This is a genomic window from Rhodococcus sp. P3_B8, assembly GCF_056402775.1.
The window spans coordinates 38,402-52,932 of the sequence record NZ_JBFUGT010000032.1 but is presented as its reverse complement, the minus strand read 5'-3'; the positions used below and the strand labels follow the sequence as shown (position 1 = coordinate 52,932).

13 protein-coding genes are annotated in these 14,531 nt (G+C 68.2%); 4 read left to right on the top strand and 9 right to left on the bottom strand.

Annotated features, from left to right (window positions below):
- The 5 genes from AC1D1G_RS14565 to zwf all read right to left on the bottom strand — a co-directional run.
- On the bottom strand, positions 1-1,188 hold a 1,188-nt coding region (locus AC1D1G_RS14565), incomplete at its 3' end, for a sugar porter family MFS transporter (protein WP_477952621.1).
- A 228-nt stretch (positions 1,189-1,416) separates the two neighbouring features.
- Positions 1,417-2,595: an ROK family transcriptional regulator gene (locus AC1D1G_RS14560; RefSeq protein ID WP_283353734.1), complete on the bottom strand. Its 1,179-nt coding sequence runs from the start codon at positions 2,593-2,595 to the stop codon at positions 1,417-1,419.
- Positions 2,596-2,624: 29 nt separating this feature from the next.
- Positions 2,625-3,251 (bottom strand): bifunctional 4-hydroxy-2-oxoglutarate aldolase/2-dehydro-3-deoxy-phosphogluconate aldolase, encoded by a 627-nt coding sequence (gene eda / locus AC1D1G_RS14555; protein WP_283333858.1) that lies wholly within the window; start codon positions 3,249-3,251, stop codon positions 2,625-2,627.
- An 11-nt stretch (positions 3,252-3,262) separates the two neighbouring features.
- Positions 3,263-5,116, bottom strand: a complete 1,854-nt coding sequence (gene edd / locus AC1D1G_RS14550; protein WP_280780438.1) for a phosphogluconate dehydratase — start codon at positions 5,114-5,116, stop codon at positions 3,263-3,265.
- Entirely contained in the window at positions 5,113-6,591 is a 1,479-nt protein-coding gene (zwf, locus tag AC1D1G_RS14545; protein ID WP_477952619.1) for a glucose-6-phosphate dehydrogenase, read from the bottom strand. Before zwf ends, edd begins: the two co-directional genes overlap by 4 nt.
- 151 nt (positions 6,592-6,742) lie before the next feature.
- On the opposite strand from zwf, the gene AC1D1G_RS14540 reads away from it, so the two are divergent.
- Positions 6,743-7,936, top strand: coding sequence for an ROK family transcriptional regulator (locus AC1D1G_RS14540; protein ID WP_005264060.1), 1,194 nt, complete (start codon positions 6,743-6,745; stop codon positions 7,934-7,936).
- 51 nt (positions 7,937-7,987) lie between these two features.
- Here AC1D1G_RS14540 and catC read toward each other — a convergent pair whose 3' ends face one another.
- From catC to catA, 3 genes are read right to left on the bottom strand one after another with little or no spacing between them, the layout of a single operon-like run.
- Positions 7,988-8,269: a muconolactone Delta-isomerase gene (catC, locus tag AC1D1G_RS14535; RefSeq protein ID WP_283333852.1), complete on the bottom strand. Its 282-nt coding sequence runs from the start codon at positions 8,267-8,269 to the stop codon at positions 7,988-7,990.
- Positions 8,270-8,285: 16 nt separating this feature from the next.
- Positions 8,286-9,407: a muconate/chloromuconate family cycloisomerase gene (locus AC1D1G_RS14530; RefSeq protein WP_317568240.1), complete on the bottom strand. Its 1,122-nt coding sequence runs from the start codon at positions 9,405-9,407 to the stop codon at positions 8,286-8,288.
- A gap of 29 nt (positions 9,408-9,436) precedes the next feature.
- Positions 9,437-10,279, bottom strand: a complete 843-nt coding sequence (catA, locus tag AC1D1G_RS14525) for a catechol 1,2-dioxygenase (RefSeq protein ID WP_283333848.1) — start codon at positions 10,277-10,279, stop codon at positions 9,437-9,439.
- Between the two features lie 209 nt (positions 10,280-10,488).
- Between catA and AC1D1G_RS14520 the strand changes: the two genes are divergently transcribed.
- Positions 10,489-11,259: an IclR family transcriptional regulator domain-containing protein gene (locus AC1D1G_RS14520; protein WP_283333846.1), complete on the top strand. Its 771-nt coding sequence runs from the start codon at positions 10,489-10,491 to the stop codon at positions 11,257-11,259.
- Positions 11,260-11,273: 14 nt separating this feature from the next.
- Here AC1D1G_RS14520 and AC1D1G_RS14515 read toward each other — a convergent pair whose 3' ends face one another.
- On the bottom strand, positions 11,274-11,813 hold the full coding sequence (locus AC1D1G_RS14515) for a dioxygenase family protein (RefSeq protein ID WP_283353731.1): 540 nt from the start codon (positions 11,811-11,813) through the stop codon (positions 11,274-11,276).
- Between the two features lie 232 nt (positions 11,814-12,045).
- Between AC1D1G_RS14515 and AC1D1G_RS14510 the strand changes: the two genes are divergently transcribed.
- The gene (locus AC1D1G_RS14510; protein WP_005573872.1) at positions 12,046-12,993 is read left to right on the top strand and encodes an acyl-CoA thioesterase; all 948 of its coding nucleotides are present in this window, start codon (positions 12,046-12,048) and stop codon (positions 12,991-12,993) included.
- A 51-nt stretch (positions 12,994-13,044) separates the two neighbouring features.
- Positions 13,045-14,529, top strand: a complete 1,485-nt coding sequence (locus AC1D1G_RS14505; RefSeq protein ID WP_477952617.1) for a multicopper oxidase family protein — start codon at positions 13,045-13,047, stop codon at positions 14,527-14,529.
- Positions 14,530-14,531: the final 2 nt, after the last annotated feature.

Genomic DNA, 14,531 nt, shown 5'->3' with positions numbered 1-14,531 from the left:
CGACATTCCGAAGGCCACCACGAAGAGGTTGGCGGCGACGAGGGCGATAGGACCCTGCAGTCCGGTCAGCTGCGGCGTCGTGACGCCGTCCACCACGGTGGTGGACGCGGTGCCGAAGATGAACGCCATGGTCGCGAGCGTCACGGCCATACCGGCGGAGCCGATGATCAGCAGCGGCCGCCGGCCCACCCGGTCGATGTAGGCGACGGCGATGAGGGTGGTGGCGATGTTGACCACCGACGTGATGACCGTGATCTGCAGTGAGCTGCCCTCGTCGAAGCCGACTGCCTGCCACAGGACGCTGGAGTAGTAGAAGATCACGTTGATACCGACGAACTGCTGAAAGACGGAGAGTCCGATACCGATCCAGACGATCGGCATCAGGCCGAACGCGGAGCCCTTCAGATCACGGATCGACGGTTGCGTCTCGCGGGCCAGCGTCGAGCGGATGCTCTCGATCTTGAGGTCCAGGCCCTTCTCGCCGAGCAGGACCGCGAGGATGCCGCGGGCCTCACCGAGGCGGCCCTGGGCGATCAGGTAGCGGGGAGATTCGGGAATCGTCAGCGACAGCAGTCCGTAGGCCAGTGCGGGCACGCACATCGCGAGGAACATCCAGCGCCAAGCCTCGAGCCCGAACCAGAGTTCTTCCTGCGACCCGCCGGCGAGGGCCGCGAGGGCGTAGTCGACCAGGAGCGAGACGAAGATGCCCGTGACGATCGCGAGTTGCTGCAGCGACCCGAGACGTCCGCGCACCCGGGCGGGCGAGATCTCGGCGATGTAGGCGGGTGCGATGACCGAGGCCAGACCCACACCGATGCCGCCGACGATCCGGAACGTCACCAGCATCTCGACGTTGGCCGCGAATCCGGTGCCGATGGCGCTCAGCAGGAACATCACCGCAGCGGCCCGCATGGTGACGAGGCGTCCGTACCGGTCGGCGATCCGCCCGGCCAGCATCGCTCCCGCCGCGGCGCCCAGCAGTGCCGAGGCGATCGCGAATCCGAGGAGAGCGGAATCGACCTGGAACTTGCCCTCGATCGCCGACACCGCGCCGTTGATGACTGCGCTGTCGTAGCCGAAGAGCAACCCGCCGAGTGCGGCGACGACCGCGATACGGACGGGAACCGAAGTGCCCTCTGCTGTGTCGCCGGGCGATTCCGCACCGGGCAACAGGACGTTTTCAGTCATGGGACTCCTCGTGAGCAAGGGGGTGATCGAGTCTCGGATCGAGCCGAGGCCTGCGCGAGAGCGCATTCGTTGTGGTGCGGAACACAGTAAGCAACGAAACAGGGAACCGTCAAGATATGAACACAAATAGGCGACCTTCACCGGAGATATGTTCATAAATGAACGAGGCTACCGTGACGTGCGCAGAGTTCACCCCACAAGCTGGCGGGAGACTTCAGCGGCGAACAGTCAGGCCGGAAGCGCGGATCGCAGACCCAGCGCGACGGCGCCGAGCACCTGCGCCCGGGGGCCGAGTTCGGCGACGCGGATGTCCAGGGAACGGACCGCGCTGGGCACCGCGTAGCGGCCGACGACCTCGCGCATCGGCCCGAGCAACAGTTCGCCGGCCAGCGCGAGTTCGCCGCCGATGACGAGTCGTTCGGGATTGACGAGGTTGCACAGGCTCGCCACCGCGACCCCGACGTGCCGCCCCGTGTCGGCGAGCACCCGGATGCAGGCGGCGTCGCCGCCCTCGGCCATCGCGACGATGTCGGCGATGGTGAGATCGGGGCCGCGACTCGGTGCGAGCAGTCCGATCACGACGTGCGAGGCGACGAGGGTCTCGAGGCAGCCGCGGTTGCCGCAGCGGCATACCTGACCGAACTCGTCGAGTGTCAGGTGGCCGATTTCGCCTGCGGTGCCGCCTCTTCCGCGGTACAGCCGGCCGTCGAGGACGAGCCCGGCTCCCACACCGTCGGACAGTTTGATGTAGGCGAGATCGGTGGTTCCCCGGCCCGCTCCCCACATGTGTTCGGCGAGCACGCCGAGGTTCGCGTCGTTGTCGACGTGCACCGCGGTGCCGAGATACTCCGACGCGATGGCGGCCGCGTCGACACCGACCCACCCGGGCAGGATCGACGGGCCGCCGACCTCGCCGGTGTCGGTCTCGAGCGGCGCGGGCAGACCCATTCCGACCGCGAGGACGGACGTACGGTCGCAGCCGAGTCGATCGAGGGCCGCGTCGAGAAGAGCGCCCGCCTGCACCACGCCATCCTCGGCGCGGTGCCCGGCACCGAGTTCGACGCGCTCCTCGGCGAGCACCTCGTGTGCCATGTCGGCGACGGCCACGGTGAGATGCCGGTGCCCGAAGTCGATCCCGACCGCGAGCCCCAGCTTGCGGGTCAGTCGCACCGCGCGGCCCCGCTGGCCGGGGTGGTCGCCGCCCGGCACGGCGACCATCCCGGCCGCGGTCAATTCCTTGACCATGTTGGACACGGTGGCGGGAGCCAACCCGGTGCGACGCGCGATCTCCGCCTGGGTGAGCTCACCCGACGTCTGGAGCGCGCGGACCACGCGGTGCTGGTTGGCGGACTTCAGCGAGGACTGAGAACCCGGCCTCTGGGAGTCACCGTTGTCACTGTCGCGCACGAATTCACCGTACCGCGCCGCTTCTCCTGCTACCGGGCGAGTGCCGCCGCCTCACGCGCGAGGCCGCTGATCCGGTCCCAGTCCTTCTTCTTCACGGCGTCGGCGGGCGTGAGCCAGGATCCGCCGACGCAGCCGACGTTGGGCAGCGACAGGTAGTCGCCGACGTTCGACGTCGAGATGCCGCCGGTGGGGCAGAACCGTGCCGCCGGAACGGGTGAGTGGATCGAGCCGAGGAACTTCGCGCCACCCGACGCCTCGGCGGGGAAGAACTTGAGTTCGCGATAGCCGTGCTCGAGCAGGAAGAGCACCTCGGAGACCGTCGCCGCGCCCGGGAGGTGCGGCAGTCCGGTCTCCGTCATGGCCTTCAGCAGAGTTTCGGTGCTACCCGGCGACACCAGGAACTGTGCTCCCGCGTCGGCCGCCTGCGCAGCCTGCACCGGTTCCACGATGGTGCCCGCGCCGACGCAGATCTCCGGCACCTCGCTCGCGATCGCCTTGATGGCGTCGAGAGCACACGGCGTGCGCAGGGTCAGTTCGATCATCGGGATGCCGCCGGCCACCAGCGCGCGAGCCACCGGCACTGCGTCGCCGAGGTCGTCCACGACGACGACGGGGATGACCGGGACGCGGTCGAGGAGGGAGGGGCTGTTCGTCACTGAAATACTCCTTAGACGGGTTGGGGGTGGAAAACGCTGGCGCCCTGGGTCGCCGGTCCGACAGCGGCGCGCAGGCCGGCGAAGAGTTCGCGCCCCGTACCGACCCATTCGTCGGCGCCCAGTGCACGACCGGTCGCCGGGCGGGCGGCCAGTTCCTCGTCGTCGAGGTGCACGTTCACGGAGCCGGTGACGGCGTCGACGGTCAGGACGTCACCGTCACGCACACGCGCGAGCGGTCCGTCCACGGCCGCCTCGGGGGTCAGGTGGATGGCCGCCGGAACCTTCCCGGAGGCACCGGACATCCGGCCGTCCGTGACCAGCGCGACCTTCCGGCCCTGGTCCTGCAGAACGCCGAGAACCGGGGTGAGCTTGTGCAATTCGGGCATCCCGTTGGCGCGTGGGCCCTGGTACCGGAGTACGGCCACGAAATCGCCGGTCAACGTGCCCGCCTCGAACGCGGCGAGGAAGTCGAGCTGATCGTCGAAGACCCTGGCCGGAGCGGTCACCACGCGGTGGTCCGGGTGGACGGCCGACGTCTTCATCACGCAGGAACCGAGGTTTCCGGTCAGCATCTTGAGCCCGCCGTTGACGTCGAACGGATCTTCCGGTCCGCGCAACACGCTGGTGTCGAGGCTGATTCGCGTACCCGGCTGCCATTCGACGCCCTCGCCCGACAGCTTCGGTTCCTCGGTGTAGCGGCGGAGCCCGGGGCCGACGACGGTCTTCACGTCCTCGTGCAGCAGTCCCGCGTCCAGCATCGAGGACACGACGTAGCCGAGTCCACCGGCCGCGTGGAAGTGGTTCACATCGGCCGAGCCGTTGGGGTAGATCCGGGCGAGCAGCGGCACCACCGCGGACAACTCGGACAGGTCGTCCCACGTGAGCGTGATTCCGGCGGCGCGGGCGATCGCCACGAGGTGCATCGTGTGATTGGTCGAACCGCCGGTGGCGAGCAGCGCCACGCAACCGTTGACCACGGCCTTCTCGTCGACGACCTCGCCGACCGGCGTGTAGTCGTCGCCGAGTGCGGTGAGACCGGTGACGCGCCTTCCCGCCTCCGACGTCAGTGCGTCACGCAGCGGGGTACCGGGGTTCACGAAGCTCGACCCGGGCAAGTGCAGGCCCATCACCTCCATGAGGAGCTGGTTGGAATTGGCCGTGCCGAAGAACGTGCACGTGCCCGCGCCGTGGTAACTCGCCGCCTCCGCGTCGAGCAGCTCCTCGCGTTCGGCCTTACCCTCCGCGTACAACTGCCGCACGCGCGACTTCTCGTTGTTGGGCAGACCGGACGTCATCGGACCGGCCGGGACGAAGATCGTCGGCAGGTGACCGAAACCCAGAGCGCCGATGAGCATCCCCGGCACGATCTTGTCGCACACTCCGAGCATGAGGGCGCCGTCGAACATGTCGTGGGACAGTCCGATCGCCGTCGCCATCGCGATGACGTCGCGGCTGAACAGCGACAGCTGCATGCCGTCGCGGCCCTGAGTGATGCCGTCGCACATCGCGGGGACACCGCCGGCGAACTGGGCGATGCCACCGGCCTCCATGACCGCGGCCTTCAGCTGCCGCGGAAAGTGCTCGAACGGCTGGTGCGCCGACAGCATGTCGTTGTACGACGAGACGATCGCGATATTGGGCTTGACGAAGCTGCGCAGCGCCTTCTTGTCGGCCGGGCCGGACGCGGCGAAGCCGTGTGCGAGGTTCGCGCAGGCCAGCTTGCCGCGCGCCGGGCCGCGGTCCCCCGCCGCCCGGATACGGTCGAGGTAGACCGTGCGCTCGGGTTTGCTGCGCTCGATGATGCGTTCGGTGACGGCGGCGAGGACGGGGTGCACGTCGGCCGTCGGTGTGGGTGCGTCGGTCATGCGGTGACTCCTTCGTGCCAGGCGCGGCCGTCGCGCTCGATCAGGGTGGTCGCGTCGGTGGGTCCGTTGGTGCCGGCCGGGTAGCGGCGCGGGGCGCGCTCGGACTTCTCCCAGCCGACGAGGATCTGCTCGACCCAMTCCCAGGCGGCCTCGACCTCGTCGCGGCGCATGAACAGGGTCGGGTTACCCCGGACCACGTCCATCAGCAGCCGCTCGTAGGCGTCGGGTGACGGACGCTTGAACGTTTCGATGTAGTTGAGGTCCAACGACACCGGCTTGAGTCGGATACCGCCGGGGCCAGGTTCCTTCGCCGTCATGTGCAGCCGCATGCCCTCGTGGGGCTGCAACTGGATCACCAGGCGGTTGGGTTCGCTGTGGCCCTCGCTGCCGGGGAACATGGGGTGCGGGACGGGCTTGAACTGCACCAMGATCTCCGAGCAGCGCCGGTCCATGCGCTTGCCGGTGCGCAGGTAGAACGGAACGCCGGCCCAACGCCAGTTCTGGATCTCGGCCTTGACGGCGATAAACGTCTCGGTGGTGCTCTCCGGGTTCTCGACGTCCTCCTGGTATCCGGGGACGGCGATCCCGTCGGCCAGGCCGGGGCCGTACTGGCCTGCGACGGTGCAGCTTTCGACGTCCTTCGGGCTCATCGGCTTGAGGGCCTGGAGGACCTTGAGCTTCTCGTCTCGCACGGTCTCGCGGTCGACGTAGGTGGGCGGTTCCATCGCGACGAGGCAGAGCATCTGCAGGAGGTGGTTCTGCAGCATGTCGCGCAGGGCACCCGCCGACTCGTAGTAGCCGCCGCGACTGCCGACTCCGAGCGACTCGGCGACGTTGATCTGCACGTGGTCGATCGACGAGGAGTTCCACAGCGGTTCGAGGAACGTGTTGGCGAATCGCGTGACCAGAAGGTTCTGGACGCTCTCTTTGCCGAGGTAGTGGTCGATGCGGAAGATCTGCGATTCCTCGAACACGGCGCCGACCGCGTCGTTGACGGCGCGGGCCGAGGCGAGGTCGTGTCCGATCGGCTTCTCCAGCACGACGCGGGACTGTGCGTCGGCGAGACCGTTCAGGGCGAGGTTGTCACAGATCGGCCCGAACAGACTGGGAGCGCAGGCCAGGTAGAAGACCCGGATCGAACCTTCCCGCGCGGCGAGGCACTCGCTGAGGCCCGCCCAGTTCGCGGGGTCCGCGGCGTCGACGGAGACGTATTCGAGGCGATTGAGAAATCGCTCACAGGTGTCCGAATCCAGCTGATCGCCGGAGACGAACCGCGCGAGTTCTCCTCGCACCTTGTCGCGGTAGCCGTCGGTGTCGAGACCGGCTCGCGAGGCACCGATCACGCGGGTTTCTGCGGGCAGCTGGCCGTCCCTGTCGCGCAGGTAGAGCGCAGGAAGCAGCTTACGAACCGCCAGGTCGCCGGTCCCGCCGAACACGACGAAATCGCACGGTTCCACGGTGGTCGCTGGTGACATGTCATCTCCCTCTGAAAGCCGGATGTGTGGGCCGTCACAGACGACAGTAGGCGACCTTTGGCTTTCGATCAATACAGACTTAAGTATTTCTGCGAACAAAGATCAGGGGCTTACGTTGTCAGACGCGTGTCCGGTTGGTTGAATGGCCTGCATGCGGACGCCTCGCTCGACGACCTCCCCGGCGACGGGTGGCGACGTCTTCGCCCTCATTCGCGCAGGGCAAGCAACGACGCGCACCGAGATCGGCACCCTCACCGGCCTCTCCCGCACCGCGGTCGCGGCGCGGGTCTCCTCGCTGCAGGCGTCGGGGCTCGTCGTCGAGCGCGAGGAGGGCGTCTCGACCGGGGGTCGCCCGCCGGTGAAGCTCTCGTTTCACGTACAGGCCGGTGTCGTGCTGTCGGCGGCCATCGGCCGGAGCCGCACCCAGCTGGCCATCTGCGACCTCGCCGGCGACGTCATCGTCGCCGAGGACGTGGAGCAGGAGATCGGCACCAGCCCGGCCGAGCTGATGCCCGTCATCGCGCAACGTCTCATCGCGCTGCGCGAGAGTCTGGGCGAGACCGCGGGACGGACGGTCGGGATCGGGATCAGCCTCCCCGGGACCGTCGACACCGAACGCGGGTGCAGCCTGAACTCCCCCATGATGTCGGGCTGGGACGGCGTCCCCCTCCAGCCGTTCCTCGCCGACGTCACCGACGCGCCCGTCTTCGTCGACAACGACGCCAACGTCATGGTGCTGGCGGAGCGGCGCGGAGAACGCCGCGACTTCGCCGACATGCTGCTCATCAAGGCGTCGACCGGGCTGGGCGCCGGACTCGTGTCCGGTGGTGTGCTCCAGCGGGGCGCCCTCGGCGCGGCGGGCGAAATCGGGCACACGAAAACCGCAGCGGCACAAGGTGTGGTGTGCCGCTGCGGTGATGTGGGTTGTATCGAGGCCGTGGCCGGCGGGTGGGCGCTGGTCCGCAATCTGCAGGAGCAGGGACGCGAAGTCACCCACATTCGCGACGTCATCACCCTCGCCCTGGCCGGGGACGCCGAGGCCCGGCGGATGATCCGTGAGAGCGGACGGCAGATCGGCGAAGTGCTGTCGGGCGCGATCAACCTCCTCAACCCGGAGGTCGTGATCGTCGGCGGCGACATGGCGCAGGCCTACGACACGTTCGTCGCCGGGCTACGCGAAACCCTCTACGGCAACGCGATCGCCGTTGCCACCCAACAGCTTCAGATCCTCCCCTGGACGCACGGGGAACTGTCGGGAGTCGTCGGCAGCGCCACCATGGCGCTCGACCACGTCCTCAGCGTGCGCGCGGTGGACCAGCTGCTCGCAGGCGCTCCGCGCCCGTGAGCGGTTGACGAGTCCAGAGACTCGCTCACCGCGCACGGGCGGCGAAGCCGCCTACTTGACGTCGGAACCGTGCTTGGTGAGCGGCATGATCTCGATCGTCATGTACGGGAACAGTGGAAGGTTCCACAGGATCTCGTGCAGTTCGTCGGCCGACTCGACGTCGAAGATGCTGATGTTGCTGTACTGGCCGACGATCCGCCAGATCTCGGGCCACTTGCCGGAGCGTTGGAGCTCCTGCGAATACGCCTTCTCCTTGGCGATGGTCTCGTCCCGGACCGTCGGGTCGAGGTCACGGGGAATGGCGACGTCCATGCGGACGTGAAAGAGTGCCATCGGGTGGTGTGCTCCTTTAGTTCCTGGTCCAGGTCTTGACTGCGTCCATGTTGAGCTCGATTCCGAGTCCGGGACCTTCGGGCAGGAACACCTGGCCGTCGGCGTAGCGGATCGGTTCCTGCAGCAACTCCTCGCTGAACAGCAGCGGTCCGAACAGTTCGGTGCCGAAGTCGATGCCGGGTTCCGCGCACGCGAAGTGGATGGACGCCGCGGTTCCGATCGGGCCTTCGATGGACGTGGCTCCGTGGCAGGCGATTCCGGCTGCCTTGGCGATCGCGACCACCTCGCGGCTCTTCTTCAGGCCGCCGCACTTGGTGGTCTTGAGGGCGATGACGTCCGCGGCGCCGCGGCGTGCGACCTCGAGGGCGTCGTGCGGAGTCTGCACGCTCTCGTCCGCCATCACCGGGACGGGGACGAGGCGGTTGAGCTCGGCGAGGACCTCGAGTTGCTCACCGGGTGTGGGCTGCTCGATCAGTTCGACGCCGCCTTCGACGAGGCGGGGCACGTACTTCAGCGCGGTGAGCCTGTCCCAGCGGGCGTTGACGTCGATGCGGACGCCGGCCTTGCCCCGCAGAGCCTGCGCGATCTGGACCACCCGGGCAGTGTCGACGGCGGGATCGAGCGCACCCATCTTCAGCTTGAAACTGAAGTGCCGCTTCGACTCGACGAGACCGAGGGCCTCCTCGATGATCTCCTCGGCGGGTGCGGCGCCGAGGGCCCACGTGACGTCGACGCTCTTCCGGAAGGCGCCGCCGAGCAGCGTGTGCACGGGCACGCCCAGGCTGCGGGCCCAGGCGTCGTGCAACGCGACGTCGACGGCGGCCTTCGCGAAACGTGCATTGGCGACGACTCGTTCGATGTCCGACATGATGCCGGTGATCTCGTCGACACCCCGGCCCAGCAGCACCGGGACGATGTACTTCTCGACGATCGCCTGCATCGTCTCCACCGATTCGCCGCCCCACCACGGGCCGCCGGGGACGACGCCCTCGCCGTAGCCGGTCACGCCGCCCGCGGTCGTGACGGCGACGAGCAGTAGCGGCTGCGCCGTCATCGACGTGGTGGCGAACTTGTGGGGACGCACCAACGGCACATCGAGGATCGTCGTTTCGACGGAGACGATCGACAGGTCGGTCATCGGATCACTTTCTCTACGGGTGGAACGGGTCACGCGGGGTCGAGCACGAAGTTGTAGGTGACGTAGTTCTTGCCGTCGTCACCGGTCTTCGGGTCGAGGATGAGTTCCGGCTTGGTCGCCGACGCGACGTCGCTGTCGATCCAGTCGCCGCCCTTGAAGTACAGCTGCGTGGTCACCGACTCCTTGCCCGGCGCCGACACGATGAGGTGCAGGTGCGCGGGACGCCACGGGTGACCGTTCTGCGCCTCGATGAACTGACCGGTCGGGCCGTCGGTCGGGATCTGGTAGGGCGCCGGCTGGATCGTGGTGATCTCGTAGCGGCCGTTCTCGTCGGCGATGATGGTGCCGCGCAGGTTCCACTCGGGCAGGTGCGGGGCGAACTGCGAGTAGTAGCCGTCGTTGTCGGCGTGCCACAGTTCGACCTTCGCGCCGGCGAGACCGTTGCCGTCGAGATCGGTGACCTGGCCGGAGAAGACGAGCGGGGTGATCTTCTCGTCCTCTTCCCGCATCGGCAGGGTGCACTTCGACGGCAGCTCGGGGGCGTTCTCGATGTAGTACGGGCCCTCGATGCTGCCCTTGGTGCCCTTGCGGCTGCGAGCGAGGACTTCTTCGACGGAGTGCTCGATGAACACGTCGAGGAACAGCGGCCATTCGCCGCCCTCGCCCACGTCGATGAGCCACTGCTTGAACACGCGGTACTCGGGGTAGGTGACGCCGTGCTTCAGGATCACGTCATTGAGTGCGCCGAGCGCGTCCTTGGCGATGGCCGCGAGCCGCTCCGGCGAGGTGTCGGCGGTAACGCGCTCGGCCTTGAACTTGTCGGTGGCGGCGGAGCCGGATCCGGCGGCGGTGGGGCTCTCGGTGGTGGTCATCTGTTTCTCCTTGGGCTGGGAGGGGAGCGGATTGGGCTGATATCGAGTTTTGGGCGACGCGGTGGGTGTTCACGCGCCGAGGGGTCTTGCATCCTGTACGCTATGCGTACTAATATCACGCTGTGCGTACACCACTACTGTGCGCGCAGTCACATTGAAATGTCAACCCCAAGTCCGAATACGCACACGAATCGCTGGTGGAGGCCGCAATGACCGAGAGCGATCGCGATTACATCCAGAGCATCGAGCGCGGGTTCGCAGTGCTCCTCGCATTCGACGCGCAGCGTCCGAACCCGACGCTCGCCGAACTCGCCACAGAAGCGGGACTGTCGCGTCCCGCGGTCCGCCGGATCCTGCTCACCCTGCAGAAGCTGGGGTACGTCGCCGGCTCGGGAGGCCGGTGGTCGCTCACCCCCCGCGTGCTCAGCATCGGACAGCACTACTCGGAGTCGCACGCACTGATCGAGGCCGCGATGCCCCGGCTGCTCGAGGTGGCCGAGAAGACCCAGGAGTCCGCGTCGCTCGGCGTGCTCGACGGCGCCGACGTGGTCTACGCGGCGCGCGTTCCCGTCCGCCGGATCATGAGCATCAACGTCTCCGTCGGCACCCGCGTCCCCGCGTACGCCACGTCCATGGGTCGCGCGCTCCTGGCCTGGGCTCCCGCCGACGTGGTCGAGCGGGTGGTCGCCGAGTCCACATTCGAGAAACTCGGGCCCGAAACCATCGGCACTGCAGCCGAACTCGAACGGGAACTCGCCAAGGTCCGCGAGCAGGGGTTCGCCCTGACGTCCGAGGAGCTGGAGAAGGGTCTGATCTCGCTGGCCGCCCCCGTCCGCGACGCCGGCGGCACAGTGGTCGGCGTGGTCGCGTGCTCCACGTCGTCCGCGCGGAACACTCCGGCACAGTTCCGCGAACAGGCCGTTCCGTGCGTCCTCGCCGCCGCGGCCGCCCTGAGCACGGACATGGGCTTCGCCGGCTGACGGCATCACGTCGGTCAGATCGGGTCGAGCACGAAGTCGCAGGAGACCTCTCCGCCGAGCCCGACGTCGACGAGCGACTCGACGGCGGACGCGTCCACTTCTCGCGATGCGCCCGGTGTCGGCACCAGGCGCGTCTCGAGCGGCCGGAAGCCACGCGCATGCACGACGACGTTGACATGCCCGACATCGGCTTCGCCTCGGGCGCTCGAGAATTCGCACGGCGCCGGCTGCACGGTCGAGATGTCGAAGCGGCCCCCGGCGCATGTGACGACGATGCCGCGCAGGTTGTTGCGCAGAATCTCGACGGAGTACCCGGAGTAGCAGCCGCCGGCGTCCGCGTGCCAGATCTCGAGTTCCGCCCCCGACAGCGGTTCGCCGGCGCGTGAGCGCACGACCCCCGCGATGCGGAGCGGAGTTCCCGGCTCGCCGGGAAGTGCCGCGAGGTTCGCCTTCCACGGCAGCACTCGCTGCGCGGGGAGGTAGAACTCCCGGTCGACGTGGTCGAGGCCTGCCTGGTCCACGTGAGGTGCGGTCGTCGTCGACGTTGAGGTCATCACCTGATCCGATCACTCTCGTACGCTGTGCGTACTTTGAGAACGCTGTGCGGTCGATGTCGAGTGTGCGCGTGGTCACACGCTTTCGTCAACCTCGGCCCGTTCACATCGCGGACGGGTCGGCCCGGTGCATCTGTGGGATAATTTCCCCGCCACCGGCGGACAACGACGTTTCGCCGTCCCCGGTTCGCGCCCTCGTGCCGGCCACGTCGAATCCCCGAGGATCACATCGATGACCACGCCTCCCCGCAGCATCACCCTCCGCTTCCTGGCCGCACCCACCGAGGTGGCGACGCTCGGAGGGGCCGTCCAGGGTGGCCGGATCCTCGAATGGATCGACAAGGCCGCCTACGCCTGCGCGGTCGGCTGGAGCGGGAGCTACTGCGTCACCGCCTACGTGGGAAACATCAAGTTCACCCGGTCCATCGAGTCGGGACACCTCGTCGAGGTCGAAGCCCGGCTCGTCCACACCGGGCGCTCCAGCATGCACATCCAGTGCACCGTGTCATCGGCCGACCCGCGCACCGGACAGTTCACCGAGGCCAGCAACTGCCTGATCATCTTCGTCGCCGTCGACGACTCCGGTAAGCCGACGAGTGTGCCGCCGTGGCAGCCCGTCACCGCCACCGACCGCGCCGAGTCCGAGGAGGCGGTCATGCGCATCGGCCTGCGGGCCGACATCGAAGAGGCGATGAGCAAGCAGAACTACACCGACGCGGGCACCGCACCGGAATCGCTCACCCGCTTCCTCGCAGCGCCCACCGACGTCAACTGGGGCGGCAAGACCCACGGCGGAACCGTGATGCGCTGGATCGACGAGGCCGCCTACCTGTGCGGCACGTCGTGGAACGGCACGCCGTGCGTGTCCGTGTACGCCGGCGGGGTGCGTTTCTACCGCCCGATCCAGATCGGGCACGTCGTCGAGGTCGATGCCCGCCTGCTGCACACCGGCGCGCAGACCATGCACATCTCGGTGCACGTGCGATCCGGCGACCCGCGCACCCGGGAAATGAACCTCACCACCCACTGCCTCACCGTCGTCGCCGCCGTCGACGAGGACGGCGCCGCAACGGCAGTACAGCAGTGGGTGCCGCAGTCCGACGAGGACCGCAAGCTGGAGGCGCACGCCCGCGAACTCATCGCCCTCCGCGACCGGGCGCGAATCGGCGCCCTGGCGTAATCCGCCCGAGTAGCGTCACGGGAAACGGTCTACCCGCGGAAGGAGCGGGGGATGCCTGGGAACCGTCCACTCGACGTGCAGTTGTCCCGGCGGCGGGTGCTGCAGTGGGGAGCCGGAGCGGCACTCCTCGGGCTCACCGGAGCCTGCGCCCGCAGCGACGACACCGAGGGCGCGATCGGACCCGACTCTCCGGAGGTGCGCGCGTTCGCCGAGGCCGAGTCCCGGCGATTTCCCGGCGGCAGGCCGGTCGCCTACGAGCTCTCCGCGACACAGTCCGATGTCGACCTCGCAGGTAAACGCACTGCTGCGTGGCTGTACAACACGCAACTGCCGGGCCCGATCCTGCGGGCGAACGTCGGGGACAGGGTCCAGGTGCGGTTTCGCAACCAGCTGCCGGATTCCACCACCGTGCACTGGCACGGGCTGGCCATCCGCAACGACATGGACGGGGTCCCGGATGTCACGCAGGCTCCGATACCGGCGGACACAGAGTTCGTCTACGACTTCATCCCGCCCGACCCGGGCACGTACTGGTACCACACGCACGGCGATCTCCAGCGCGGCCGAGGGCTGTACGGGGCTCTGATCATCGACGATCCCGGGGGTCCCGCGAACTACGACGCCGAGTTCGTCGTCGTGCTCTCCGACTGGTTGACCGACCGCACGCCGTCGCAGGTCTTCGACGAACTCCGCGGCGGGCGGATGACGTCCATGCCCGAGATGACGTCGCGCGTGCTCGGCGGTGACTCCGGCGACGTCCGGTACCCGGTGTACCTCCTGAACGGGAAACCCCCCGGCGATCCGGCCGTCTTCACGGCACGGCCGGGGCAACCCGCCCGTATCCGGCTGATCAACGCGGGCGACGACACCGCGTTCCGGGTCGCGCTGGGTGGCCACCGGCTGACCGTCACTGACACGGACGGTTTCCCCGTCGAACCGGTCGACACCGACTCGGTGCTGATCGGCATGGGCGAGCGGTACGACGCCGTCGTCACCCTGCAGGACGGGGTGTTCCCGCTGGTCGCGGTCGCCGAGGGGAAGGGCGCGCAGGCATTCGCGGTGGTGCGCACCGGCGGCGGCGCAGCCCCCGATCCCGCCGTGGCGCCCCGTGAGCTGGGCGCTCCCCCACTCACCGTGGCCGACCTGCGTGCCACCGACGCCGTCCGGCTACCCGTCGTCGACCCGGGTGTCACCCTGGAGGCGTCGCTCGGCGGCGACATGAAGCAGTACGTGTGGACGGTGAACGGCAAGGCCTATCCCGACCACACCCCGCTGACCGTCCACCGGGACCAGCGAGTGCGGCTGGTCTATACGAATCCCACGATGATGTTCCACCCCATGCACCTGCACGGGCACACGTTCGCCGTGGCCCGGCCGGACGGCTCCGGACCGCGGAAGGACACCGTGATCGTGCTCCCCGGGCAGACCGTCGCCGCCGACATCGACACGACCAACCCTGGTCAATGGATCACGCACTGCCACAACGACTATCACCTTGCCGCCGGGATGGCGACGATCTTCTCCTACGTGAGCTGACG